This is a genomic window from Rhodococcus sp. NCIMB 12038, from assembly GCF_002165735.1.
Lineage (GTDB): Bacteria > Actinomycetota > Actinomycetes > Mycobacteriales > Mycobacteriaceae > Rhodococcus_F.
The window spans coordinates 23,539-49,091 of the sequence record NZ_NHML01000003.1 but is presented as its reverse complement, the minus strand read 5'-3'; the positions used below and the strand labels follow the sequence as shown (position 1 = coordinate 49,091).

Annotated in this window: 23 protein-coding genes; 12 read left to right on the top strand and 11 right to left on the bottom strand. The window is 65.2% G+C overall.

Annotated elements, in window-relative coordinates; translation table 11 throughout:
• Nucleotides 1-110 precede the first annotated feature (110 nt).
• From CA951_RS03885 to CA951_RS03845, 9 genes are read left to right on the top strand one after another with little or no spacing between them, the layout of a single operon-like run.
• Complete coding sequence (locus tag CA951_RS03885) at nucleotides 111-1,358, top strand: bifunctional 3,4-dihydroxy-2-butanone-4-phosphate synthase/GTP cyclohydrolase II (RefSeq protein ID WP_306300843.1); 1,248 nt, start codon at nucleotides 111-113, stop codon at nucleotides 1,356-1,358.
• Nucleotides 1,359-1,409: 51 nt separating this feature from the next.
• Nucleotides 1,410-2,195 carry an SDR family NAD(P)-dependent oxidoreductase gene (locus CA951_RS03880; protein WP_256973302.1) on the top strand — a complete coding sequence of 262 codons (786 nt, stop codon included), beginning with the start codon at nucleotides 1,410-1,412 and terminating at the stop codon, nucleotides 2,193-2,195.
• A gap of 43 nt (nucleotides 2,196-2,238) precedes the next feature.
• Nucleotides 2,239-3,864: an NAD(P)/FAD-dependent oxidoreductase gene (locus tag CA951_RS03875; RefSeq protein ID WP_087555613.1), complete on the top strand. Its 1,626-nt coding sequence runs from the start codon at nucleotides 2,239-2,241 to the stop codon at nucleotides 3,862-3,864.
• Nucleotides 3,865-3,875: 11 nt separating this feature from the next.
• Nucleotides 3,876-5,597: an AMP-binding protein gene (locus CA951_RS03870; RefSeq protein ID WP_087555970.1), complete on the top strand. Its 1,722-nt coding sequence runs from the start codon at nucleotides 3,876-3,878 to the stop codon at nucleotides 5,595-5,597.
• Nucleotides 5,594-6,067, top strand: a complete 474-nt coding sequence (locus tag CA951_RS03865) for a MaoC family dehydratase (RefSeq protein ID WP_087555612.1) — start codon at nucleotides 5,594-5,596, stop codon at nucleotides 6,065-6,067. Before CA951_RS03870 ends, CA951_RS03865 begins: the two co-directional genes overlap by 4 nt.
• Entirely contained in the window at nucleotides 6,060-6,596 is a 537-nt protein-coding gene (locus CA951_RS03860) for a MaoC family dehydratase (protein ID WP_087555611.1), read from the top strand. Before CA951_RS03865 ends, CA951_RS03860 begins: the two co-directional genes overlap by 8 nt.
• Before the next feature lie 14 nt (nucleotides 6,597-6,610).
• Complete coding sequence (locus tag CA951_RS03855) at nucleotides 6,611-7,063, top strand: Zn-ribbon domain-containing OB-fold protein (protein ID WP_087555610.1); 453 nt, start codon at nucleotides 6,611-6,613, stop codon at nucleotides 7,061-7,063.
• Nucleotides 7,060-8,253 carry a lipid-transfer protein gene (locus CA951_RS03850; RefSeq protein WP_087555609.1) on the top strand — a complete coding sequence of 398 codons (1,194 nt, stop codon included), beginning with the start codon at nucleotides 7,060-7,062 and terminating at the stop codon, nucleotides 8,251-8,253. The genes CA951_RS03855 and CA951_RS03850 overlap by 4 nt, the downstream gene beginning before the upstream one ends.
• A gap of 55 nt (nucleotides 8,254-8,308) precedes the next feature.
• Nucleotides 8,309-9,220 (top strand): alpha/beta hydrolase fold domain-containing protein, encoded by a 912-nt coding sequence (locus CA951_RS03845; RefSeq protein WP_179220106.1) that lies wholly within the window; start codon nucleotides 8,309-8,311, stop codon nucleotides 9,218-9,220.
• Nucleotides 9,221-10,154: 934 nt separating this feature from the next.
• Here the strand turns inward: CA951_RS03845 and CA951_RS03835 are convergent.
• The 9 genes from CA951_RS03835 to rpsF form a co-directional block, all read right to left on the bottom strand.
• Complete coding sequence (locus CA951_RS03835) at nucleotides 10,155-11,000, bottom strand: SDR family NAD(P)-dependent oxidoreductase (RefSeq protein WP_218780479.1); 846 nt, start codon at nucleotides 10,998-11,000, stop codon at nucleotides 10,155-10,157.
• Nucleotides 11,001-11,209: 209 nt separating this feature from the next.
• Nucleotides 11,210-11,737, bottom strand: a complete 528-nt coding sequence (locus tag CA951_RS03830; RefSeq protein WP_256973300.1) for a flavin reductase family protein — start codon at nucleotides 11,735-11,737, stop codon at nucleotides 11,210-11,212.
• 792 nt (nucleotides 11,738-12,529) lie between these two features.
• Nucleotides 12,530-13,699 carry an LAGLIDADG family homing endonuclease gene (locus CA951_RS03825; RefSeq protein ID WP_256973298.1) on the bottom strand — a complete coding sequence of 390 codons (1,170 nt, stop codon included), beginning with the start codon at nucleotides 13,697-13,699 and terminating at the stop codon, nucleotides 12,530-12,532.
• Between the two features lie 666 nt (nucleotides 13,700-14,365).
• Nucleotides 14,366-15,826, bottom strand: coding sequence for a glyceraldehyde-3-phosphate dehydrogenase (locus CA951_RS03820; protein WP_087555604.1), 1,461 nt, complete (start codon nucleotides 15,824-15,826; stop codon nucleotides 14,366-14,368).
• 225 nt (nucleotides 15,827-16,051) lie between these two features.
• On the bottom strand, nucleotides 16,052-18,199 hold the full coding sequence (gene dnaB, locus CA951_RS03815; protein ID WP_087555968.1) for a replicative DNA helicase: 2,148 nt from the start codon (nucleotides 18,197-18,199) through the stop codon (nucleotides 16,052-16,054).
• Between the two features lie 574 nt (nucleotides 18,200-18,773).
• On the bottom strand, nucleotides 18,774-19,229 hold the full coding sequence (rplI, locus tag CA951_RS03810; protein WP_072947285.1) for a 50S ribosomal protein L9: 456 nt from the start codon (nucleotides 19,227-19,229) through the stop codon (nucleotides 18,774-18,776).
• A gap of 17 nt (nucleotides 19,230-19,246) precedes the next feature.
• Complete coding sequence (rpsR, locus tag CA951_RS03805; RefSeq protein WP_005249686.1) at nucleotides 19,247-19,489, bottom strand: 30S ribosomal protein S18; 243 nt, start codon at nucleotides 19,487-19,489, stop codon at nucleotides 19,247-19,249.
• A gap of 38 nt (nucleotides 19,490-19,527) precedes the next feature.
• A complete protein-coding gene (locus tag CA951_RS03800) occupies nucleotides 19,528-20,049 on the bottom strand; it encodes a single-stranded DNA-binding protein (protein WP_012690423.1) in 522 nt (173 codons plus the stop codon).
• 65 nt (nucleotides 20,050-20,114) lie between these two features.
• Entirely contained in the window at nucleotides 20,115-20,402 is a 288-nt protein-coding gene (gene rpsF / locus CA951_RS03795; RefSeq protein WP_005249677.1) for a 30S ribosomal protein S6, read from the bottom strand.
• Nucleotides 20,403-20,563: 161 nt separating this feature from the next.
• Between rpsF and CA951_RS03790 the strand changes: the two genes are divergently transcribed.
• From CA951_RS03790 to CA951_RS03780, 3 genes are all read left to right on the top strand, one after another.
• Nucleotides 20,564-20,785 (top strand): DUF2945 domain-containing protein, encoded by a 222-nt coding sequence (locus CA951_RS03790; RefSeq protein ID WP_160097893.1) that lies wholly within the window; start codon nucleotides 20,564-20,566, stop codon nucleotides 20,783-20,785.
• 75 nt (nucleotides 20,786-20,860) lie between these two features.
• On the top strand, nucleotides 20,861-22,222 hold the full coding sequence (locus CA951_RS03785; RefSeq protein WP_087555602.1) for a glycosyltransferase family 87 protein: 1,362 nt from the start codon (nucleotides 20,861-20,863) through the stop codon (nucleotides 22,220-22,222).
• Nucleotides 22,219-22,803: a GNAT family N-acetyltransferase gene (locus tag CA951_RS03780; RefSeq protein ID WP_087555601.1), complete on the top strand. Its 585-nt coding sequence runs from the start codon at nucleotides 22,219-22,221 to the stop codon at nucleotides 22,801-22,803. Before CA951_RS03785 ends, CA951_RS03780 begins: the two co-directional genes overlap by 4 nt.
• A 15-nt stretch (nucleotides 22,804-22,818) precedes the next feature.
• Here CA951_RS03780 and CA951_RS03775 read toward each other — a convergent pair whose 3' ends face one another.
• Together CA951_RS03775 and CA951_RS03770 are read right to left on the bottom strand one after the other, a co-directional pair.
• Nucleotides 22,819-23,763, bottom strand: a complete 945-nt coding sequence (locus CA951_RS03775) for an alpha/beta hydrolase (protein ID WP_087555600.1) — start codon at nucleotides 23,761-23,763, stop codon at nucleotides 22,819-22,821.
• Between the two features lie 28 nt (nucleotides 23,764-23,791).
• The gene (locus tag CA951_RS03770; protein WP_087555967.1) at nucleotides 23,792-25,468 is read right to left on the bottom strand and encodes an NAD(P)/FAD-dependent oxidoreductase; all 1,677 of its coding nucleotides are present in this window, start codon (nucleotides 25,466-25,468) and stop codon (nucleotides 23,792-23,794) included.
• Nucleotides 25,469-25,553 lie beyond the last annotated feature (85 nt).

Genomic DNA, 25,553 nt, shown 5'->3' with positions numbered 1-25,553 from the left:
ACCGGTTCCTCGTCGCCCCCGCGCCCTCTACCGGGTGGGGTCAGCACTCCACGACCCCGCCCGGTGGGCTCCACCTCTCACCTCGTCATCTGATCCAGAAGGGACATGCCATGTCCGAATCGCGAATGTTCGTCGAGCGAGTGCAGGCGGCCGTCGCCGCGCTTGCGGCGGGCCGACCCATCGTGGTGGTCGATGACGAGGATCGGGAGAACGAAGGCGACCTGATAATGGCGGCCGAGTACGCCGACGCCGAGTCTCTCGCGTTCATCGTCCGCCACACCACGGGCATCGTGTGCGCTCCCATGTCTGCCGCCCGCGCGGATGAGCTGAAACTTCCGCTCATGGTCGACGACAACTCGGACGTGAACGGCACCGCCTTCACCGTCACCGTCGACCATGCCTCGACCGGGACGGGGGTCAGCGCCGCCGACCGAGCCGCCACCTTGAGTGCCCTCGCGGACCCCACCACACCGGCGACGTCCCTGCACAGGCCGGGCCACATCTTTCCGCTGCGGGCACGCGACGGCGGAGTCTTGGTCCGAGCGGGCCACACGGAAGCGGCAGTGGACCTGACCACCATGGCCGGCCTGTCCGGCGTGGGGGTGATCGGCGAGATCGTGGCCGAGAACGGCTCGATGCGTTCGGGTGATGACCTGCTCTGCTTCGCCCGGAAACACGATCTCGTCGTGCTCGCGATCGCCGACCTCGTCGAGTACCGCCGAGTGACCCATCCGATCGTCACCGCCGTGTCCAGCGCGTCCATGCCCACCCGCGCCGGAACCTTCCGCGCGGTCGTCTACCGGAGTGAATCGGACGGCATCGAACATCTCGTCCTCGTCAGGGGCGACGTGGCCGCAGCCGGCTCGGCCGTCGAGGGGGCGCTGGTACGAGTTCACAGCGAATGCCTCACCGGCGACACGCTCGGATCGCTGCGCTGCGACTGCGGAGGCCAGCTCGAGCAAGCGCTCGAGACCATTGCCGACGAAGGGTGCGGTGCCCTGGTGTACCTACGCGGGCACGAGGGTCGTGGGATCGGACTCGCCAACAAGATCCGTGCCTACTCCTTGCAGGAGGCGGGCCTGGACACCATCGATGCGAACACCGTCCAAGGCCTGCCCGATGACTCGCGCAGCTACGGCATCGGCGCAGAAATCCTTCACCACCTCGGGATCTCCCGGCTCCGTCTCATCTCCAACAACCCTGCCAAGTTCGACGGACTCCGGAACTACGGGCTCACCGTGGTAGGGCGCGTCTCCCTCCCGGCGATCGAGACGCCCGAAAATGTCCGCTACTTGCGTAGCAAACGCGACCGCATGGGTCACGAACTCGAACTCCGAAGCAGCGCTGCCGGAAGCTGACAGCGGTTGCACCGCTCAATCACCCCGCACCTGAAGAACTACAAACCCGCATTGACGCCGCTGGATCGTCAATCGCACATGAGGAAGGCATCACACATGTCTGGACGCCTACAAGACAAGGTCGCAATCATCACCGGAGGTGGATCAGGAATCGGTGAAGCGAGCGCCGAACTGTTCCACAACGAGGGCGCCAAGGTCGCCGTCGTCGACGTCTCCGGCACGCAGGAGGACGTCGTGAAGCGACTCGGCGACAACGCTATCGCGATTCATGCCGACGTCAGCGTGCCATCCGACGTCGAGAACGCCGTGCGCACGACCATCGCTTCCTTCGGCCGGGTGGACATCCTCTTCAACAATGCCGGTATCGACGGTCGGCTCGCTCCGGTCATCGACTACGACCCGGACGAATGGGACCGGGTCCTCGCGGTGAACCTCAAGGGCGCCTACCTCGGCATGCAGTACGCAATCCCCGAAATGATCAAGAGCGGCGGCGGTTCGGTAATCAGCACCGCGTCGATGGCTGCGCTCGTGCACTTTCCAAGCATGCCGGCCTACAGCGCGAGCAAGGCTGCGCTGCTATCCCTGACCCGATCTGCGGCAGTTGACAACGCCCCGAACAAAGTCCGGGTCAACGCCATCCTACCCGGCGTCATTGATACAGGAATGACGCGCCAGCTTCCAGACGACCTGATCCAGGGCACCAAGCAGGCCACACCGCTCGGCTACATCGGCCACCCGCGTGAGATCGCGACGGCGGCACTGTTCCTCGCCAGCGACGATGCTTCGTTCATCACCGGCCAGGGCCTAACGGTCGACGGCGGCTACACGCTGCTCTGACGACCGACCTATCGACCAAACACTCACCCCCCGAAAGGTTCCCGTGGCTACACCAACCCAGGCTCCCAGCAGCCACGAGGTCGACGTCATCGTCGTCGGCGCCGGCTTCGCAGGGCTGCGGGCCCTCCACAGCCTGAGATCCGCAGGAAAACGTGTCGCGGTCCTCGAAGCCGGCACCGGCATCGGAGGCGTGTGGTTCTGGAACCGCTACCCCGGCGCCCGGTGCGACATCGAAAGCTACGACTATTCCTACGGCTTCGACCCCGACCTCGAGCAGGAGTGGCGCTGGACCCAGCGCTATGCCCAGCAACCCGAGATTCTCGCCTACATCGAGCACGTCGCGGACCGGTTCGACCTGCGACGAGACGTGCACCTCGAACAACATGTCACACAAGCTAACTGGGACGCCGAGGGGCGCTGCTGGGACGTCGCCACCGAAGCCGGCGACCAGTGGAGGGGCCGCTACCTGATCTGGGCCGTCGGGAATCTCTCGGCCACCAAGCGTCCACCCCTCCCCGGAACCGAGGACTTCACCGGCCGCATCGTGCACACGGCCGAATGGCCGCACGAGGGAGTCGACGTCACCGGGCTCCGGGTGGGCGTGGTCGGGACGGGCTCTTCGGGCATGCAGTCGATCCCGATCCTGGCGAAGGAGGCCGATCACCTGACGGTGTTCCAACGCACCCCGAACTTCAGCGTGCCCGCGCGGCACCACGCCATCAGCGACCAGGAAGACGCACAGGTCAAGGCCGGGTACCGCGAGCGCAGGCGCCGGGTCCTCGAGTCGCCGACCGGGTTGGGATTCCGTCCCCGCAAGGAGTCGGCTCTGGAAGTTTCGGAGGCGGAGCGAACTGCTGCATTCGAGACAGCCTGGGACGGAGCAGGATTCGGATTCGCGCTCACCTATCGCGACCTTCTGCTCGACATCGACGCCAATGCCACCGCGGCCGAGTTCATCCGTGACAAGATCGCCGCGACCGTGAAGGACCCCTCCGTTCGGGATCTGCTGACCCCGCAGGGTTACCCATTCGGCGCGAAGCGGCCCGTCGTCGACGACGGCTACTTCGAGACCTTCAACCGCGACGACGTCACCCTTGTCGATATTCGCACCGACGGGCTGGTCAGGGTCACGAGCGAAGGCCTCGAGACCGAGAGCGGAAAGACCTTCCCGCTCGACGTGCTGGTCTTCGCCACCGGCTTCGATGCCATGACCGGTTCGCTCCTGCGGCCGGAGATCGTCGGCCGTGACGGACTGACACTGCGCGAGAAATGGAGCAACGGGCCGACCACCCACCTCGGTCTGGGAACCCACGGCTTCCCCAACATGTTCGTCATCGCCGGCCCGGGAAGCCCGGCCCTGCTCATCAACGTGCTCGTCGGAATCGAACTGCACGTCGACTGGATCGTCGAGTTGCTGGCGGAGGCGGACAACCGCGGCACCGAGGTCATCGAAGTCGAGGCCGAGGCCGAGGCGGCCTGGGGCGCTCACCTCGAGCAACGCGCACAGGAAACCCTCTACCCGAAGGCACGCTCCTACTACATGGGTGACGAGATCCCCGGCAAACCCCGCGTCTTCATGCTCTACAGCGGCGGCTTACGCAACTACCGACGCCTGCTGACCGACTGCGCCGCCGGCAATTACAGCGGCTTCGAGCTGACCAAGGACTGAAGGTGGCAGAGATGCTGAGCAAAACCGACACGCGGCTGGCCCCGTTGGCCGTACGGCGAGCGGAACTCGAGGCGCGCCACCCCGTCTGGACCCCCATGACGGTGCACGGGGCACTCGACGACACGGCCGAGCGCTGGGGTGATCGGCCCTATCTCATCACCGACAGCGTCACCTACACCTACGACGACATCCGCGCATGGTCACATCGTCTCGCCCGTGCTCTGGTGGCGCGCGGTGTGCTCCCCGGCGATCACGTGGGCCTGGAAATGGCCAACTACCCGGAATTCGTCGCCTGCAAGTTCGCAATCTCCCGGATCGGTGCGACCGCCGTGCCGATCAACTTCCTCAACCGGCGTGACGAACTCGCCTATGTCCTGAAGCAGTCGCAGGCGTCGGTCCTGATTGTCATGGCCCGGTTCCGTGATCTCGACTATGCCGCGATGCTCGACGAGATCGCACCGAACTGGATCGGTGCGGGCGGCGGCGACACCCTTCCGGACCTTCGCCAGGTGATCATCTTCGAGAACGACGGAGCGAGTGCACCAGCCGGTGCCCTGACCTTGTCCGCCGTCGAGGCTGCGGCGCCTGAGGCCGCGACATTCCCGGAGGTCGATCCGCAGGCGACGGCGGACATCCTCTATACCTCCGGGACGACCGGCGGACCGAAGGGGGTGCAGCTCACGCACGACATGCTCCTTCGGACCGCATACGGTGCCGCCTTCGGGCGTGGTTTCGAGGACGGTCGGCGTATCCACTTCGCACTGCCGATGTATCACGTGTTCGGCTACGTCGAGGGCATGCTCCCCGTGCTCTTCGTCGGCGGCGCCATCGTCCCGCACGTGAGCTTCGATCCCGCCCGCTCGCTCCGGGCCATCGAGCAGCACCGCGTCACCGACATGCTCGCCATCCCGCTGATGACCCAGGCAGTCATGGACGCGCTCGCACAGGCACCGGCAGACCTGTCATCACTCGCCTCGGTGCTCTCCTCGGGAACGGCGTCGCCGCCGGAGATCTGGGATCGCATCGACGACGAGTTGCGCTGCGACGAAGTGACCACCGGCTACGGCATGTCCGAGGTGACAGCGTCGGCGACCGTGACACGGCCGGATGACCCACCGGAGAAGCGCCGGACCACGAACGGCCGCCTGCGTGACGTGGGTGTGGCGGGCGAGCCCGCACTCGGCGGGCGGCTGGTGCTCTACCGTGCCGTCGACCCCGAGACCGGGCACGACCTCGGACGCGGCGTCGTCGGCGAACTGCAGGCATTCGGTCCGGGCGTGACACGTGGCTATTGGGACAAGCCAGAGGCAACCGCGGCGGCGTTCACCGACGACGGCTGGCTCCGGACCGGGGACCTGGGCAGCATCGACGACGAGGATTACATCCACCTTGTCGGCAGGGTCAAGGACTGCTACCGGTGCGGCGGCGAGCAGGTCGTTCCCAGCGACGTCGAGGACGTCCTGATCGAGCACCCCGCGGTCGCCCAGGCTCTCGTCGTCCCGGTGCCGGACGCCAAGGTGGGCGAAGCCGGGGCGGCGTTCATCGTCCGCCGGCCGGGGGCGCAGGTGACCGCGGACGAACTGCTCGCCCTCGCCGCCGACCACCTCGCCCGCTTCAAAGTTCCCAAACACGTGCTGTTCATCGAACCCGGCGACATCCCGCTCACCGCGAGTGGGCGACCCCGCAAGTTCCTCCTGTCCGAAATGGCAATCAAAGAGTTGGGCCCAACATGACCACACAACCTGTCGGATCGGTAGCGGTAACCGGAAACGGCGCTCCGCCCGAGCACGGCATCATCCGTAAAGACACACCGGTCGGCTACGAGCTGATCGGGGTGAAGAAACAAGCAGTCATCCAGCTCATGGGGTCGCGCCTGTGGGGCCGGTTCAATCCGAACCACTGGGACCCGGTCTATGCGGCCGAAACCGGGCTCGCAGCGCCTTTGCAGACCGGCGAGATGTCCAGCGCCTACCTCGCGGAGATGTGCGTGAACAACTTCGGGCGCAGCTTCTTCACCGGGGCACGGATCGTGTGCAAGTACATCAACGCGACCCTGGCCAACGAGGAAATCACCACCTATGGCGTGGTCCGGGACAAAACACCCAAGGGTGACGGCTACCGCTTCAATGTGGAGATCTGGGCCGAGAACGCAGATGGGCAGAAGAAGACCGTGGGCTTTGTGGAGGTAGATGTCGATGTCTGAGAACACATTCGAGACGGACTCGCTCCGACCGATGACCTCGATCCAGGTCGAGCAGACCCGCGCATTCGTCAACAGCCTCAACGAGGAGTCGCAGCCCTACTGGGACATGGTGACGATCGGCGACGAGCTTTCCCGGGACCTGCACCTGACGCCGGAACTCGTCATCCTCTACGCCGACGGCGTCGAGGACTTCAACCCCTGGTACGAGGGCTGGGTCATGAACAAATGGCAGGTGAGCGGCGAATCACCGTTCGGTGCCGCCATCGTTCCCCCGGTGCTGGTGTCGCATTTCGTGCTCTCGGTGCAGTTCGACCACACCAAGCCATTCGCGATCGGTTCGATTCACACCTTCCACGACACCACCCTGCATGCGCCGATCCCGGTGGGGGCGACGGTGCGGATCACCACCCGAGCCACCGACAAGTTCGTCAAGCGTGAGCGCCGCTACGTCCGTCACGAAGTGACCGTCACCGACGTGGCCTCCGGTGCGCTCTACGTCACCGAGACTCGCGACATCCTCTCCCTCTGAGAACGGCAGACAGTATGAACAGCAACACCATTCCGGCGGTCGTCCCCGTCGCGGAGGGCCTGATCGATGTGTCCGGAGCAGTAGCTTCGCTCATCGGGTCCCGTTGCACCGGCTGCGGCATCCACTACTTCCCACAGGCCCTGAGCTGCCGCAATCCGGATTGCGACCGCAAGGTCCTCGAAGCCGCCCACATCGGCCGAGAAGGCCGGCTCTACGGCTGGACCCTGCAGGCCTACCGGCCACCGGCCCTGTTCCGGATGGACGACTGGGAGCCGTACGCCCTCGGCCTGGTGGAACTCCCCGAAGGGCTGCGAGTGCTGAGCATGCTCACCGGCTGCTCGGTCGACGAACTTCATGTTGACATGGCGCTGGAGCTGGTGGTGGAGACCCTGTACGTCGACGACTCCGGTCACGACGTGCTCACGTACAAGTACGCCCCTGCGGCGAAGAACGGAGCGGTGGCGTGAGACCTGTTTACGTACTCGGTGTCGGCGCCCACCCCTGGGGTAAGTGGCCCGACAAACCTCAGTTGCGGCTTGCCATCGAAGCGATCAGCGCCTCGTTGACCGATGCCGGGCTGGCCTGGCGGGACCTTCAGGGCCTGGTCGCCGCCAGTTCACGGTTCGAAGGCGGTCTCGGCTGGGGGCTGCATGCCAACGAGGTCTTGCAGACTTTCGGGGAAACCGGCATTCCCGCCGTCAACGTCGGCGGCGGGTGCGCGGCCGGCGGGATAGCGGTCCACACCGCCGCCTCGATGGTCGCGAGCGGCGAGTGCGATGTCATCGCGGCCTTCGGTGCCGAGCGGATGCCCAAGGGTTTCATCCCCCGCCCGCCGGGTGTCCCCGACGACATCACCGACACCGACTACCTCCGGTGGGTGGCGATGGGAGCGACGAACCCGGTGTACTGGGCGATCGAGGCCCGCCGGCGGATGCACGATGTCGGCACCACCCGCGAGATATTCGCGCAGGCGTCGGTCCTGATGCACGAGCACGCGGCCTTGAACCCTCTCGCCCGCTACCGCACTCCGATCACGGTGGAGCAGGTACTGGCCTCCCCCGTCGTCGCCGACCCGTTGCATCTTCTGGAAATCTGCGCCGTCAGCGACGGTGCAGCTGCTGTGGTCCTCGGTTCGGAGGAGCAGGCCCGCCGTACCGGCCTACCCCTCGTCCAGGTCGCCGGGTCCGCCGTTGCCACCGGACAGTTCGGTGACCCGGCCCTGCGGATCCCGACCGTGTCGGCGACGTCGGTGGCGACCGCGCCGCACACCAGTGAAGTCGGCGGGGCGGTTCGTCGCGCCCAGGCATCGGCAGGAATCGGTCCCGACGAAATCGACCTGCTGGAAATCGCCGACAACTCCTCGTGGCAGGTGCTGGCCTGGCCCGAGCTCTTCGGATTCGTCGAGCCGGGGCAGTCGGACTGGATGCTGGAGAAGGGCGAGTACAGCATCGACGGCCGGCTCCCGCTCAACCCCAGCGGCGGCTTTCTTTCGTTCGGTGAGGCCACCACCGCGCAGGGGGTATTGCAGGTCTGCGAGCTGGCTTGGCAGTTGCGAGGCCAGGCCGGGGCCCGTCAGGTCCCCGGGGCCCGCACTGCGCAGTCCGCCGTGCTGGGTCTGGGCGCCAACGGTGCCTCGATCCTGCTGAAGGCCCACTAGCTGGCGTCCCTCAGAGGAACCTGCCGGGAATACGATTTCGATCGAAAGGCACGTCATGTCGTCGGGACAGCAGCAGGTCCGCCAGTTGTGGCGAGATTTCCTGAACGCTCTTGCTCCGCCCGCCGGTCTCCGCGAAAGCCGCCGTGGCTTCGAGGAACTCTGCGCTCGCTTTCCGATTCCGGAAAGCGCGTCCATCCGGCCGGTCGACGCGGCCGGAGTTCCCTGCCTGCTGGTGTCCGCGGACGGCGCCCCGTCGAACGCGATGATCGTCTGGGCACACAGCGGCGGCTATGTTCTGGGCTCTGCACACGGCTACCGGTCCTTCGCGGCGACGCTGTCCGAAGCCACAGCGGCCGATGTGCTCCTCGTCGACTATCGCCTCGCACCGGAGCATCCGTATCCCGCGGCACTGGAGGACTTCCTCGCCGCCACACGCTGGGCGATGTCCTCATACCGGCCGGAGCAGGTGGTCGTCGGCGGGGACTCCGCCGGTGGAGGGCTCGCCTGCGCGGCCGCGTTGCATTTGGCGAACAACGAGGGTCCCAATCCCGCAGCCACCGTGTTTCTCTCGCCCTTCACCGACCTCACCCTGTCGGGCCGATCGATGGACGAACGAGAGACTTGCGACCCGGTCCTGGATCGCGCCACGCTCGCCGGCATGGGTGCCCTGTATCGACAGGATTTTCCGGCGAAAGATCCCTCCGTCTCCCCCCTGTTCGGGGACTTCTCCAAGGTGCCGCCCATGCTCGTTCTGGTAGGCACCGACGAGGTGCTACACGACGACGCCACGAGGCTCGCCGAGCGGGCAGCCGCAGCGGGCGCCGACGTGAGGCTCCTCGTGGGGGAAGGCCAGACTCACATCTGGCCGCTCTTCGCGACGATGCTGCCCGAAGGACAGGCCGCGATCGAGGACATCGCCGAATTCGTTCGGGCACGGGTTCCCAGTAGCCCTGCCACACACGTATGACCTCAGTGTCCGCACAACGGACCGATGGTGATTCGCGGTGACGAGTCGGCCCCCGAGAACCGCGGTGACCGGTCAGGTATGAGGGGCGATGATCGTTGACGTCGAGCCGGCTGCGAATTTCGCAGCCGATTCGATAGTTGCACCCCCGGATATCGATAGCGAAGGCCGCAGCATCCTTGCGGATTTGGTCCCCGATCGGCAGCCGGAGAAACGCAAAATCGAGAGGGTGTTCGTTTCGCGTTCGTCGTGCTCGAGTTGCCTGCTCCGACCTAATGGCAGGCTCGTCCGGTCGGACTGTCAGTCACCGGGGCCCGCCTACGTCACAGATCACTGAGGCAACCACGGCGCGGGTGCGGAATCGTTCGCACTCGCGTGCACGGGTATGCACAGGCGAGGCTGCGTATCTCGTCCTGGCTGTCGTTCGATTCAGGAACTGCCTGCCACAAACGCTCGACGAACTGGGGCTTGCTCGATCCGAGATGGACGAGGATTTCCTCCTCACTCACACCCCCGTAGGGTGCCCACATACTTGCAAACGTGATCAGGCGCTCGGTCTCGGAGTCAGGATGTTTTCGCTGACGGTTGGCTTCGATCCAAGCCGCGCGACGCCGTCGACTCCATCGGCGATAATCATGAGCACTCATAGGTTCAGACTTCTGGTTGGGACTGGCAGGACTGCGGAGCTGTCGGCGGGCTCGGCCGGCGGCCTGTGGAAGAGCGGTCCTCTGGGCTACCCGGCAAGAGCTGTCCGTAAAGATATCTATCCCCCGCCGCTCTGGTGGGTCGATCGCACATGGTCCCGCTCCAAGCCCGAGGTTGGAGCGGGACCATGAGTGCCATCGGCCTTTCTGGACGTCATCCCGGTAGGCGGGCCAGGGAGCGTTGATCATCTGTCCAGGAGGGGATGTTGGTGAATGCCACCATGTGAGGGGACTCAGCCGATCGCGAGTTCCCCACCGTCGACGGTCAGTGACGCCCCGGTAACGAAGGATGCACGATCGCTGGCCAGGAACGCCGCTGCGTCCGCGATGTCATCCGGTGTTCCGAGGCGGCCCACGGGAATCCCGCGATCCGCCTCGTGGACGGGAAGGTCGACCCGTGTCATGGAGGTGTCGATGACACCCGGGTGGAGCGCACAGACCCGAATGCCATGCCGCCCGAGCTCTTGCGCCAGAGCGTAGCTCAGTAGACGGACTGCTCCCTTGGCGGCACAATACGCCGAGATCCCCGGCTTGCCGTGAAGGCCGCCGATCGAGGACAAATTGATGATTACCCCACGGCGGCTGGCGTCCTTCATCGAGCGGACCGCGGCCTGGCTTGCGAAGTACACACCCTTCACGTTGACATCCATCACCGCGTCGTAGTCGGCCTCGGTGAAGTTCACCAGACGGCCGCTCCGCATAAGGCCGGCGTTATTGACGAGCACGTCCACCCCGCCGAACACCTCAGCGGCGTCGATCATCGCCTGCAGGTCTGCGAGCTGTGTGACGTTGGTCGGAACGAAGGTGGCATCGGCGCCCATCTGCTGGATCAGCTCATGGGTCGGAGTGCCTCCCTCCCGAGGCTCCTTTTGAAGGTCGGCGACCACCACAGCACGCGCCCCCTCCTCAGCGAAACGCAGCGCGATGGCGCGCCCAATGGCACTGGCGCCTCCGGTGATGACCGCGACCTTGCCCTCGACCAAGCCGGATCTGTTGGCGCTCATGCCGACCTCGTGGATGCAACGTTGCACATGGCGGTCCAGCAAAGAATATTCACGACACTCCTTGGTTTGCAGCAAAGTCCGGCAAAGACTTCGCTTGTGTTGAAAAATGCAGATGCCTCCGCGGGCACAGGACGCGAACAGTGCCGTGTCCGGCCGGCCGGTGTTCGCAGCGCTCAGCCGCCCGGCAGAGACGACATCTCACCGTGCCTGGTCGCCATTCGCCGAAGACCTGGACGGGTTGTCGGTCGGAGGCGTCCTCAGGACGGACGTACATGTGGCGGAAGTCAGGAAAGTTTCCTGAAGCGGCTCGAGTGGAAGACGATCGGTTCGATGTCCGGGTAGGCATACAGGCGCTCGATGGCAAGCACGACAATTTCGTGGTCGCCGGCAGGCACCTCTTCGACGACAGAACAGTCGAGCCATAGGGCGCTCCCGCGAACGAAGATCGCACCGTCGGACGACGACTCCCAATCGATGTTGTCGAATCGTCGCGAGGCATCCTTGGCCGCCAGAGCACGCGCGGCCGAGTCCTGGGCCTCCGACAGGACACTCACACCGAGCCGCCTCGCGCGCCGAAGAACAGGCCAGGTAGTCGAGCTCCGAGCGACGCACACCGAAACCAACGCAGGTTCCAACGAGACCGACGTGAAGGAACTTGCGGCCATCCCCACCGCCCGGTCATCGCCCATCGCACAGAGCGCCGTCACACCTGAAGGAAACGCACCGTACGCGCCGCGAAGTACCTCAGGGCTCAGGGCAGACTCCTCCATCCACGCTGTGCGTCCTACCGGAGCCGAAATCGCCACACCCATTGAGCTCACCTCTCGTCCGCGTCGTGCGAAGTTGGTTCCACACCCGATGTGACGATCCTTACAGCTGTAAGTACATGCGTCAAGTGTCACGTAAAGCTGAATGGAACTCCGTACATCGAACGACAGGCTGGGGCGTCACACCGATGCAGTAGCGGGAACACCTCGTGTCTCGTAGGTATCTCGTACGTTCGGTGCGCACAGGTTCTCGAACGGGCCGAGGGTCCGGGCTGGTCGAGCACGCGGTCGGACCCGACCCGTGCGGCCAACGCGTCGAGCTTGTCGCCCGTCGGCTTCTGCCCCACCACGATCCCCGGTTGCTGGGCAGGACCAGTCGTTCCCGGCCTCGCCGAGCTGACCGAAGAGGAATGCACCCGCCGGACCGAACGCATCAGGCAAGGGCCCAGGCCCACCGACGACGAGTAACACACCGTCGCCACGCATCTCATCGGGTCAGACTGACGGCTCCGGGAGGCCCGTCACCGCGCCGCCCTGAGTGTCTCTACGCCACCGAGCAGCCCCGAAGGCACTGCAACACAAGAAGTGTGCTGATCTGCATACTTCCACTCGGTGCTGCGTAGATGTCTTCATACAGCACGAACCTCGCATCCATCATGAGTGACGTGGCGCGCGCAAGTTCCGACACATCGCCGTGCCCGGTGGCAAGGTCATGCTGCGCCGTGCAGGTGTCGCTGTGCTGGTCGTGGCTTGGATCTCTCGCTATCGATTGACGCAGGCGAGCACCCGTGCGACTGAAGAGCCCGGGTGCTCGCCGCGGTCGACCGCCGGGTGGGCCTATTGCCGAGCTTGCCGCACAACAATGCCGTCTACGACCAGATTGTCTGCGCCAAGCACGGGGCCGGTGAAGACCTCCTGGGAACCCGCGTCGACGATGTCCACGACTCTGTCCCAGAACACGTCGCTTGTGGCGAGAACCCTGAGGCCGTCATCGTCGAGAAACTCGGCGACCTTGGCGAGACGGGATCGACTCACGCCATGCTTCCACAGAGTCGATCCGCAGAATTTGGTGTTCATTGCTGCCGCGAATTCACGATAGGTGACGCCTTGCGACGCAAGGATCTGACGTACGCTAACCCAGATCTCTTTCGGAATGGTGTCGACGTTCGTGTTGGAAGCCAACGACAAAAGCTCCCCCAGTACCCTTCGCGCAGATTCGCCCCTGGCGCCATGCACACCCGCCACGGAGAGAAACTGTGTCTGGTTCTGGACGCCGTCAATCGTCAAGAACCAGCAATCACGATAGCCCGCCTTACGGACCCGTTTGATCCGTCCGTGAACGCCGATCCGTAGCAGCAGTATCGCGACATCGTCGACCAGGCGACGGCTCGTCGACGCGTAATACACGCGACCCTGATTTCCCTTCTCGTCCCACCGAACCGAGCCATCCGTGGCCCACAAATGCCTCAGGAACAGCGCAACTTGATCGTTCCCCACATCGAATATCACGCTGGGAACGAATTTCTCATAACTGCGCAACCCGAACAGTCCAAGTTCATCGAGCCAGGCCGCAATGGGATTGCGCTTGCCGTGCCCGAGCCTGTAGGGCGCTCGCAATCGGAGCGTGATACAGCGCGCAGCAGCGTACTCGTCACGAATCGCGGTGACACCGAAGTGGGTGGCCGCCGTTGTCACCGCTGCGAGATTCTCTTCATCAATCGACGCGTAGCGAATCGGCTGGCGCTTGACGCAGGATCCGTCCCCGATCATGTGCGCCAGCAAAATGATTTCAGCGTCAGCAAGTTGCGTCCCATGAATTGACTTGGGGATGTATCGTGGAATAGCCAGTCGTTGACCGATCTCCAGTTCTCTCAGCGGAATCCAGCCTGTCACAGTTCTGAACTCCTGATCGCGCGACACTTCGATCTGACGACCCGACGCGAGATGCACCCGGAAAACGTCAGCCATTCCGACAGGAACAACCTTGCCCAGGGGACTGGCGACCATTCGTAGATCGTCACCCAGTGACCACACGCATTGCGGTTCAGTCGAACACGCGATCTCGCTCAATTCGGTAGGGCCACCAGTGCCAGCACACAACGGACGCGCAGACGAAGGTATGCCTGAAGCCAACCTCGAAGAACTCGATCTCTCCGGATTGACTTGCGGTGCGCCGTCTATTGTCGATCCTGTTTCCCCACCCATGACCACTCCCCCTGTTTTCGAGCTCCCCTTGAGCGAGTGTATCTGAAATTTTAGTGGCGCAACGGGTTTTGATAGATCGGACGGCAAAGTGTAGCGATCTGCCACCAGCGGACCCGCGCAGTTGAACGAATCAGTGAGCAGATGGTCAGGAAAGGCATCCACGATCGACGTCGTGAGGCAATTGATTACCCATGGCTACAACATCTTTCGTGATTCAGCGATCACACGGTGGCGATGCCGATGACGGAATACGAAGCCCAAGAGGGTAATAGCGATGTGTCCGGCGACAACAGGGCCAAGATGCGCAGCCACAATCACAACGGCGGCGCCACCCACGAGGGATGGCGTCGCCGCTCGAACTACGGCTTCCGCTATGAGCTTTCAGCGGTGAAGCCCACCGCATACACGACGACGCCCGGGAGAGCAGCCACTGCTCTCCCGGGCGTCGCGAACCTACGGTGTCGCCGGTCAGCCCACGGGCATCGCATCAGCGGCGTCGACCGCGGGGTAGATCGGGTACTCCACACCGGACAGGTACTGGACAGTGCGCACCACCTGGCACGAGTATCCGAACTCGTTGTCATACCAGACATAGAGGATGGCGGTGTCGCCGTCGACGATCGTCGCGTTCGCGTCGACGATGCACGCGGCGCGCGAACCGATGAAGTCACTGGACACGGCATCGGTTGCAGCGGTGTAGTCGAGGTTTCGGCTGAGTGCCCCGGTGAGCGACTCCTGGCTGAGGTGCTCGAGCACTTCCTCCCTGGTGGTCTCACGATTCAGCTGAAGGTGGAGGATGGCGACGGACACGTCCGGAGTGGGAACGCGGATCGAGTTGCCGGTGATCTTGGCCTTCAGCTCGGGGAGCGCCTTGGCGACCGCCGACGCGGCGCCGGTCTCGGTGAGCACGAGGTTGAACGGCGCCGAACGACCACGACGGTCCGCCTTGTGGTAGTTGTCCAAGAGGTTCTGGTCGTTCGTGAACGAGTGCACGGTCTCGACGTGGCCTCGCGACACACCGAATTCGTCGTCCATGGTCTTCAGCGGCGGGACGATGGCATTGGTGGTACAGGACGCGCATGACACGATCTGCTCGTTCGGGTCGAGGTCGCGGTGATTGACGCCATGCACGATGTTCGGGACGTCGCCCTTGCCGGGCGCGGTGAGCACCACCTTCGCGACGCCGGGTCGGAGGTGCTTCGACAGTCCGTCGCGGTCGCGCCAGATTCCGGTGTTGTCGATCAGGATGGCGTTGTCGATGCCGTACTCGGTGTAGTCGAGGCTCTCCGGGTCGTTGCTGTAAATGAACTTGATGACGTTGCCATTGGCGATCAGCGTGTTGTTGTCGGTGTCGACCTTGATCGTGCCATTGAACTGCCCGTGGACGGAGTCACGGCGCAGCAACGATGCACGCTTGGTCAGATCGTCGCTGCCACCCTTGCGAACCACCACGGCACGCAGGTTCAGCCCATTGCCCGAGCCGGCCTTCTCGATGAGCAGTCGAGCGACGAGGCGACCGATACGCCCGAATCCATACAGGACCACGTCCTGCGGCTGCGCGGGGCTCGTCTGAGCGCCGCCGACCAGGTCGGCGAGGCTCCGGGCGACGAACTCCGCAACCGATGCTCCGTCATCATTGGCACGGTAGGCCATCACCAGCAGTCCGAGGTCGATCTTCGAGGGCCGAAGGTCGAGATGAGTGAGCGCCTCGAGGAAGGGGAACGTCTCCTCGACCGACAGTTCGTCGCCGCTGATCTGCCGGGCGAAACGGTGGGTTCGCAGGATACTGATGACCGACTTGTTCACCAGGGAGCGGCTGTGAAGCAGAATGGTCACCGAGTGTCGGCGGTGCAGGCCGCCGATGATCGGGATCATCGCCTCCGCGAGAGCTTCCTCGGAGTTCCACTGGGCCAGTTCCACTGTGCTCACTGCGCTTGTCTGCCTTCCCGGCTTATGTGGTGTGTCCTTGGTCGGATGCCGGCGGGCGCAACCGTTCGACCAGCGGTGACCTGGATCACCGGACCCGTTTCGCGACTCGCGGACACCGGCGCATCCGACGCACTCATCATATGGAAGCCATTCGTCGGGCCGACAAGCCGGTCGCCGAAACGTCCGGTGGGACGAGAAGCCGGCCATCTCGCAGGTGGTGGTTGCCTAACCTCTCGCCATGTCCACGAACTTGGACAGGTGTAGCTGGTGCGCCACGGTGATCGTCGCGGTCGGACCGTTACGGTGCTTGCCGAGAATGAGGTCGGCCTCGCCGCCGCGGGGGTCGTCGCGTTCGGTCGCGTCGGGGCGATAGAGCAGGATCACCATGTCGGCATCCTGCTCGAGACTGCCGCTTTCGCGCAGGTCAGCGACCTGCGGGCGCTTATCTTGCCGCTGTTCTGGACCACGGTTCAGCTGGCAGATCGCGACCACCGGGACTTCGAGTTCCTTCGCCAAGAGCTTGAGGCTACGGGAGAATTCGGAGACTTCCTGCTGACGTGACTCGACCTTTTTACCGGAGCTCATCAGCTGGAGGTAGTCGATCACGATCAGTTTGATGTCGTGCTTCTGCTTGAGCCGCCGCGCTTTGGCACGGATCTCCATCATGGTGAGGTTGGGGGAGTCGTCGATGAACAGCGGCGCCTCGCTGATCTCACTCATACGGCGAGCGAGTTTCGTCCAGTCATCGTCGGTCATCTTGCCGGAGCGCATGTCGCCGAGCTTGATCTTCGCCTCCGCCGACAACAGACGCATGACGATCTCGGTCTTGCTCATCTCGAGGGAGAACATGACGCTGGCCATGCCGTGCTTCACGGAGCACGAACGCAGGAAGTCCATGCCGAGCGTGGAGTTGTGGGTGGGCACCATCGAACGACCCGCGAGGTACAGATGGTCGGTGTTGTCGACCTCGACGCACCGCACCGGGACACTGTCGATCGGACGTACCGCGACGATGCGGCGGAAACCACTCACCTCACCGCGAAGTTCCTTGTGCTGGATGGCCTTCCGGTGAAGCTGGAACACCTCGCCGTCGGCGCAGAACGTGACACCGCCGTCGACACGACGGCAGTCGTATCCGAGGCTGACGACGAGTTCGGCGAGATCCTGCGACAACGGGTCGTTTCCGGTCTGGAACCACACCGCGCCGTCGTCGGCGACCGACCCTGCCGCGTCGAGCAGACCGGCCAGCAACTCGCGACGCTCCGATTCCGAACCACGCAGCAGCTCCGCCGGGATTCGCTTGCCCCCGGCGGTGAGCGAGACCCCCAGAGCGTAGGGGTCGACGTGCACGGTCGACGTCGGCAGCTGCAGTGCGCGGGTGTGCGCGACCTCGTGCCCGAGGTCGACCGATCCGGCGATCTGAGCGGTCGTGCGTACGGCGCCCCTCCCGTCGACGCCCGTCAACCACTGATGTTGCTCGTCGGCGACGAGGACGGTGCCGTCGGAGAATTCCACCTCGTAGCAGGGCCGGCCGACCATGACGTCGGTGGCGGCGACGACGCGGGTGGGTTTGCCGTCGGCGTCGATGAGGTGGTCGCCGACCTGGACGTCGCCCATGGTGGTCCAGCCGGTGGGTGTGGCCAGGGGAGTGTCGAGGGCGAGCGCCTTACCGACACCGGGTCGGGCCGCGACGATGATCATCTGGCCGGGGTGGAGTCCGTTGGTGATCTCGTCGAGTTCGACGAAGCCGGTGGGTACGCCGAGGGAGATGCCGCCGCGGCTGGCGATGGAGTCGATCTCGTCCATCGTGGGCTGCAGGAGCTCTTCGAGGGGGACGAAGTCCTCGGTGGTGCGGCGTTCGGTGACCTCGAAGATCTCGGCCTGCGCGCGGTCGACGACCTCGGCGACATCCTGGCCGTCGGCTCCGGTGTAGCCGTATTGGACGATGCGGGTGCCGGCGTCGACGAGGCGACGCAGGATGGCTTTCTCCGCCACGATCTCGGCGTAGTAGCCGGCGTTGGCGGCGGTGGGCACCGTCTGGGTGAGCGTCACCAGGTACGGCGCGCCGCCGATGCGGCGGAGTTCGCCGCGACGATCGAGTTCCGCTGACACCGTCACCGGGTCGGCGGGCTCACCGCGGCTGTAGAGGTCCAGGATCACGTCGTACACCGACTGATGCGCGGGACGGTAGAAGTCGCCGGGACGGAGCACCTCGAGCACGTCTGCGATGGCGTCCTTGCTGAGGAGCATGCCGCCGAGCACCGACTGCTCCGCCGCCATGTCCTGAGGGGGTTGCCGACCGAACTCTTCACCGGGCTCCGCGTCGGGCGGACCCGGGTATTCGGAATGGCCCCGATCGTCTACTACAGCCACTCGACCGACCTTCCCCATCACTGTTGCACCGCCCCGGGAAAAGCTTCCCGGTGTTGGTGCTACGAACTCTTTGTACTCGCCCCCACCGACAACCTTCGCAGGCTCTTCCTGGCAGCCGGCGTCGTGATCGCGAGACACGCCGGGACGACGTTAGGGATTAGCTACCCGGTGTTCAAACCAGCCTGTGCACACAGCTGGGGAGAAATTGTGTAAACCGCTGGGTACGTGTGTTAACCCCATGGGGATAACCTGAGGATAAGTGCATGTCACAATCCCAAGTGCCCAGTTCAGAGCCGTTTTTTGGTTTCTCACAACTGTGGATGAAAACCCGTTCGGCGTGTCTTTCGCGTTGACGACTCGGGCGTGTTGAGTTGATCGCCCCTGCATGGCAATATGATTCACCTCACAGATCTCCGGCGTGGGCGGCTAACTTCCAGACACACCTGGAAGCCGCCCCTCTGCACGCCTCACACCCGCGAAAACGGGCCCGATAGGGCGGCTGAGAGCCGGAATCGACAAGCGCAGGCCCCCCGCGCGCCGAGGCGTCCGGGGGGCCTGTGTGTGAACGGGTCGACTAGGCGCCGACGACGTTCAGGTGGAACTTCGCAACCACGTCGGGGTGCAGGTTCACGACGACGGCGTGCTTGCCGGTCGCCTTGATGTGAGCCTTCGGCAGCTCCAGGCTGCGCTTGTCGACGACGGGTCCGCCGGCAGCCTTGATGGCAGCGGCGACGTCGGCGGCGGTAACCGAACCGAAGAGCTTGCCCGAGTCACCGGCGGTCTTGACCGTCAGCGAGATGTTCTCGATGCCCTCGATGGCGGCCTTGAGCTCCTTGGCGTGGTCGAGACCGCGCACGGCGCGGGCTTCCTGCGCACGACGGATGCCTTCGACCTGCTTCTCGGCGCCACGGGTGGCGACGATGGCCAGGCCGCGGGGCAGCAGGTAGTTGCGGCCGTAGCCGTCCTTGACCTCGACGGTGTCGCCAGGCGCACCGAGGTTGTCCACGTCAGCGGTGAGGATGAGCTTCATGTCTTTCCTCCCTTTCCTTAGCGAGCCACGGTGGCGTAAGGCAGCAACGCCACCTCACGTGAGTTCTTGACGGCAATGGCAACGTCGCGCTGGTGCTGGACGCAGTTGCCGGTGACACGGCGCGCACGGATCTTGCCGCGGTCGCTGACGTACTTACGCAGCAGCGTCGTGTCCTTGTAGTTGATCTGCGTGTTCTTCTCTTTGCAGAAGATGCAGATCTTCTTCTTCATTACCTTGTCGCGCAAGGGCGGCTTCGGCATTTGTTTGCTCTTTTCTGGATGTTCCGATCAGGTACGGATCAGAACGGGGGTTCGTCGCTCCCACCACCAGAGCCTCCGAAGGAGCCGGACGCCTGCGGCGCGCTGCCCCACGGATCATCTCCGCCGGTATTGGATTGCGGACGTCCGCCGCCCGATCCGCCGGAGGAACCGAAGCCTCCACCGCCGCCGCCGCCACGGTTGGCCTTGTTGACCTTGGCCGTGGCGTACCTCAGCGAGGGGCCGATCTCGTCGACCTCGAGCTCGACGACAGTGCGCTTTTCACCTTCACGAGTTTCGTAGGAGCGCTGCTTGAGCCGGCCGCTCACGATCACTCGCGAGCCACGGGTCAAACTCTCCGCGACGTTCTCGGCTGCCTCGCGCCAGATGTTGCAACGCAGAAACAGCGCTTCGCCGTCTTTCCATTCATTGGTCTGACGGTCGAAGGTGCGGGGCGTGGACGCGACAGTGAAGTTCGCGACCGCGGCACCCGCGGGGGTGAATCGAAGCTCCGGATCAGCCGTCAAGTTTCCGATGACGGTGATGACGGTGTCGCCTGCCATATGGTTCCTCCTGCAGAATGTGGAGTTCGGTTGGGCACGAGCCTAGGGCTGGTGACCGACAGAAATCACTTGTTGTGGCGCAGAACCTTCGTACGCAGCACCGATTCGTTCAGACCGAGCTGACGATCGAGCTCCGCGACGGTGGCGGGCGTAGCGCTGATGTCGATCACCGCGTAGATGCCTTCGCTGTGCTTCAGGATCTCGTAGGCGAGACGACGCTTACCCCAGACATCGACCTTGTCGATCTTGCCGCCGTCCTGGCGAACAACATTGAGGAACGTATCCAGCGAAGGAGCAACAGTGCGCTCGTCCAGGCTGGGGTCAAGGATGACCATCAATTCGTAATGACGCATAAGACCTCATCACCTCCTATGGACTAGTGAAAACGGCCACGGACTGTCCGTGGCAGGAGGGTCGTTGCGTCAGCAACCTTTGCAGGGTACACGACGAGCCCCTGACCAGCGAAATCAGCCCTGCCGGTGTGATCGGGGGTACGGCTGGGTACGCCGACACGATGGCAGATGACGAGAAGTTCCACCACGGCGACAAGGTCGAGTGGAAGACACACGGCACCACCACGTCCGGCGAGGTGGAAGAGAAGATCACCGAGGACACCGAGGCGGCGGGCCGCACCGTGCGGGCCTCCGAGGACGACCCGCAGTACCGCGTCGTCAGCGACAAGAGCGGGAAGGACGCCGTCCACAAACCCGACGCCCTGCGACGCGCGAGCGACTGACCGCCCTGTGCGCCTTTTCGGTAGTTCTGGCTACCAGAAAGGCGCACGGGGCGCGGAGCGCCCTAGTGTGGATTCATGCATATCGGAGCTCGGCAGCGGTCGCCGATCACGGCGGTCGTCGTCGGGTTGGCGGGCCTCGCCATGCTCGCCGGCTACCTGCAGAAGGCGCGGTGCGCCGGGGCGCCGTTCGACGGCGTCGGCCGCAGCCTGATCTTCGACCGCATCAAGGACACGCAGGTCTGCTATTCCGACATCCAGTTCCTGTGGCTCGGCCGCGACGTCAATCTGCACGTCTTCCCGTACGTCAGCGGCGGCATCAACGCCGACGGCGTCCTCACCGGGGGCACCGTCGAGTACCCGGTGCTGAGTGGTGTGCTGATGTGGCTCGGCGGCATCGGTTCGCACACCGACGCCGACTTCCTCCTGCACTCGGCGTTGATCCTCGCCCCGTTCGGCCTGCTCACGGCGTGGATGCTGGGGCGGCTCGCGGGCTGGTGGGCGCTGTTGTGGTCGGCGACGCCACCGCTGGTGCTGTACGCCTTCCACAACTGGGAACTACCGGTGGTCGCGACGTCTGTGGCCGCGATCTTCGTGATGACATTCGAACGCATCCCGCTCCGCACCCGTGCGGTCCTCGCGGCGGTGCTCCTCGCGGTCGGGTTCTGCCTGAAGCTGTATCCGGGTGCGTTCGTGCTGCCGCTGATCGCGTACGTCCTCACCCGGAACGGCACCGCGGAGCGACGCTACGACGTGCGCGGCGCGGTGCTGGTCGCGGTCGCCGCGATCACCACCGTCGTGGCGGTGAACCTGCCGTTCGCGCTCATCTCCTACCGCGGATGGCGGGCGTCGTTCACGTTCCAGGAGAACCGTCAGGCCGACCTCACCACCAACTCCATCTGGTACTGGGGGCTGCGTCCGCTGTTCGGGCCGGTCGCCGACGACGTCCCGCTGCCCGCGTACGACCAGACGGTCAGCCTGCTGTCGCCGCTCCTCGTGTGCGCCGCGTTCGCGATCGCCCTGCGGCTCGGCTGGTCGCGGTTCCACCGCGACGGCGTGTACCCGTGGATCGCCGTCAGCGCCGCCATGCTGTGTGGATTCCTGCTTCTGCACAAGGTGCATTCACCGCAGTACACACTGTGGCTGATCCCGTTCTTCGTGCTGCTGCGCGTCCCGTGGGGGCTCGTCGCCGCGTACCTCGTGGCCGACCTGTCGATGGGGATCGGCGTCTTCAAGTACTTCGGGGCCCTCGCCGCCCAGACGGACGCGTCGACGTTCGAGGTGCTGGTGAAATTCGGGGTGTGGGGCCGTGCGGGACTGCTGGTGGTGCTGTTCTTCGTGTTCCTGCGCGCGACTCTCCGGCATCCGCCCGTCCGCGGGCGCACCGGTCCGGGCTCGGGCCGGCGGCCGATGCTGAAATCTCCCGAGCCGGCGCGATGAGCGAATCCTGGTTCGCGCATCCGACTCTCACCGGACGGCACGTACGCCTCGAACCGCTGGGCGAGAAGCACGTCGACGGTCTGCTGGACGCGGTCGACGATCCCCGCATCTTCCACTGGACGTCCGTCGCGATCGCCGACCGGGACGACGCCGCAGCGTTCGTCCGCGGCGCGGACGAGGATCCGACCCGGTTGGCGTACGCGCAGATCGACGTTCACACCGAGCGGATCGTCGGTTCGACTTCGCTGTATCTGATCGACCCGAAGAACCGCAGCCTCGCGATCGGGCACACCTGGTTGTCGCGTTCCGCGCAGGGAACGCTGATCAATCCGGACTCGAAACTGCTGTTGCTGCGGCGGGCGTTCGAGGACCTCGGCGCGGTCCGCGTCGAATGGCACACCGACGAGCGCAATGCCCACTCCCGCGGCGCCATCGCCAAGCTGGGGGCCGAGTTCGAGGGCATCCTGCGCAAGCACCGGCGTCGCCGCGACGGATCGTGGCGCAACACCGCTCTGTTCTCGATGATCGACGAGGAATGGCCGCGCATCTGCCCCCGACTCGAGGCGCGAGTCGAGGGCTGACGCGGCCGGGTCACGTCACAGCACGGGCGCGGTGGCCGTCACCCGCTTCACGAACTCGACGACGGCCGAGCGCATTTCGCTGCTGCGCGGAACCGCCCCGGACATCCAGAACGCGCCGTGGAGGAGTCCGTCGAAGCGGATCGCTTCCGTGTCGACCCCCGCCTGCCGTAGCGCCCCGGCGTACGCCTCGGCCTCGTCGCGGGCCACCTCGTTTTCGGTGGTGAGCACGAGCGCGGGCGGAAGCCCCTCGAGGCTCGCGGCGCGACTCGGGACGGCGTACGGATGGGTCGCGTCCTCGGGCGAGTACAGGTAGTTGCTCCAGAACCAGTCGAGGTCGCCGGCACCGATCACGTATCCCTGAGCGAACTCCCGCCGGGAGGGGAACTCCGCGTTCGGATCGATCACCGGATAGATCAGCACCTGCCCCCGCAACCGCGGTCCGCTTTCGTCGCGGGCCCGCAGCGCGGTGACCGCGGCCAGGTTGCCGCCGGCGCTGTCACCCATGACGACGACGTTGCCGGGGTCCCCGCCGTAGTTCCCGACGTTGGCTGCCACCCACTGCAGTGCGGCCGACGCGTCGTCGGCGGCGGCCGGGAACCGGTGTTCGGGAGCCCGGCGGTACGTCGCGGCGACGACGATCGCGCCTGCACCGTTCGCGACCGCGCGTGCGGGTTCGTCGACGACGTCGAGGTCGCCGGCCACGAAACCGCCGCCGTGGAAGTACAGGACCACCGGGTGCGGCGCCTGCCCGTCCGGGATGTAGACCCGCAGCGCGATCTGCGCTCCGCCGCTCTCGTAGTGCGCGTCCACCACGCGGGCGACGGGTTCGGGCGGCGCCTGCAGTCCGGTGAACGTCGCCACCACCGCCCGCACCTCGTCGACGGTGCTGTGCTCGAAAGCCTTCAGCCCCTGCGCCTGTAGTCCGGCGATCAGTTCGGCTGCGTGTGAATCGAGTGCCATGTCGGTCTCCTCTGTCGGGGGTTGGGGGTCAGGACACTGTGGAAGCCCGGCGGACACGCTGCCCGGCGGCGGAGGCGACGCGGGCCTCCGCCCGGGTGAGCGCGAATCCGGAGTAGCCGCCGGCGACGACCTCCTCGCAGGTGGCCCGGTAGGTGGGGGCGCCGCCGAGATAGACCATGCAGGCGCGGGGTTTGCCGGGGATGTTCGCGCCCATATACCAGGAGTTCGTCTCCGGCAGCAGGGTCTGGTTCGCGATGTCGTTGGTCATTGCGCCCCAATCGCTTTCGGCCTGCGCCGTGGGCTCGATGACGTCGAGGCCGCGCCGGTCCAGGTAGTCGATCGCATCGGTGGCGAAGTCGACGTGGTCCTCGATGGCCAGCGGCATGTTGTAGAGCACCGACGGCGACTGCGGCCCGGTGATGACGAACAGGTTCGGGAACTCGTTGACCATGATGCCGAGGTACGTCCTGGGTCCGTGCTCCCACTTCTCGGCCAGCGGCAGGCCGCCCCGACCGCGGATGTCCATCGCCATCAGCGGGCCGGTCATGGCATCGAATCCGGTTGCGAGCACGATGGTGTCGACCTCGTAGACGCGGTCGCCGACCCGGACTCCCGTCGGGGTGATCTCGTCGATCGGCGTGGTTTTGACGTCGACGACGCTCACCGTGTCGCGGTTGAACGCCTCGTAGTAGTTGGTCTCGAGCGGTGGCCGCTTGGTGCCGTACGCGTAGCCGGTCGGGGCGAGCGTCGCCGCCTTGGCCGGGTCCTGGACCCGCTCGTGGATCCGCCCGCGGATGTAGTCGGCGATCGTGTCGTTGGCCGCCTTGTCGAACAGGATGTCCTGATAGGAGTCGATGAACAACCGGAATCCGCCGGCGTTCCAGCGTTCGTCGAACGTGCGGCGACGCTCGTCGGCGTCGACGGCGAGCGCGGACGGCTGCACCTGATCGAACGGGACGCCGAGGAAGTGGTTGCGGGCCGCGTTCCGCACGTCCGCGTAGTTGCCCTTGATGTCCGCCACCTCGTCCGGGTCGATCGGACCGTTGCCGAGGGGGGTCGCGAAGTTGGGGGTGCGCTGGAAGACGACGAGTTCGGCGGCGTCCTCGGCGATGAACGGGATCGCCTGGATCGCGCTGGCCCCGGTCCCGATCACGGCGACCCGCTTGCCGGTGAAGTCGGCGCCCTCGCGCGGCCAATTGCCGGTGAGCAGCACCTCCCCGCGGAAGTTCTCGATGCCGCCGAACTCCGGCGTCTTCGGCACCGACAGGTTGCCCGCCCCCGAGATGAAGTACCGGCTGCGCACGACGGCGCCGTCGTCGGTGCGGACCGTCCACACCGAGTCCTCGTCGCTCCAGTGCACGCCGATCACCCGGGTGCCGAACGTGATGTCCTTCCGCAGGTCGAAGCGGTCGGCGACGTGTTCGAGGTAGCGGAGGATCTCCGGCTGTCCGGCGAACTTCTCACTCCACCGCCAGTCCTGCTGCAGATCCTCGTCGAACGAGTACGAGTAGTGGACGCTCTCGATGTCGCAGCGGGCTCCCGGGTACCGATTCCAGAACCAGGTGCCGCCCACGTCCGAGCCGGCCTCGAACACCCGCGTCGACAGCTTCATCGTGTCGCGCAACTTGCGGAGCGCGTAGAGGCCGGCGAACCCGGCACCCACGACCACGACATCGACGTCGGCGGAAGAATTGGTCTTTGACATGGTGTTGGGCTCCTCGCGAACGGTGGGTTCCGGCTGAGTTCGTGCGGTCAACCGGGGTATGCCGACAACGATGACCCGCGTCACA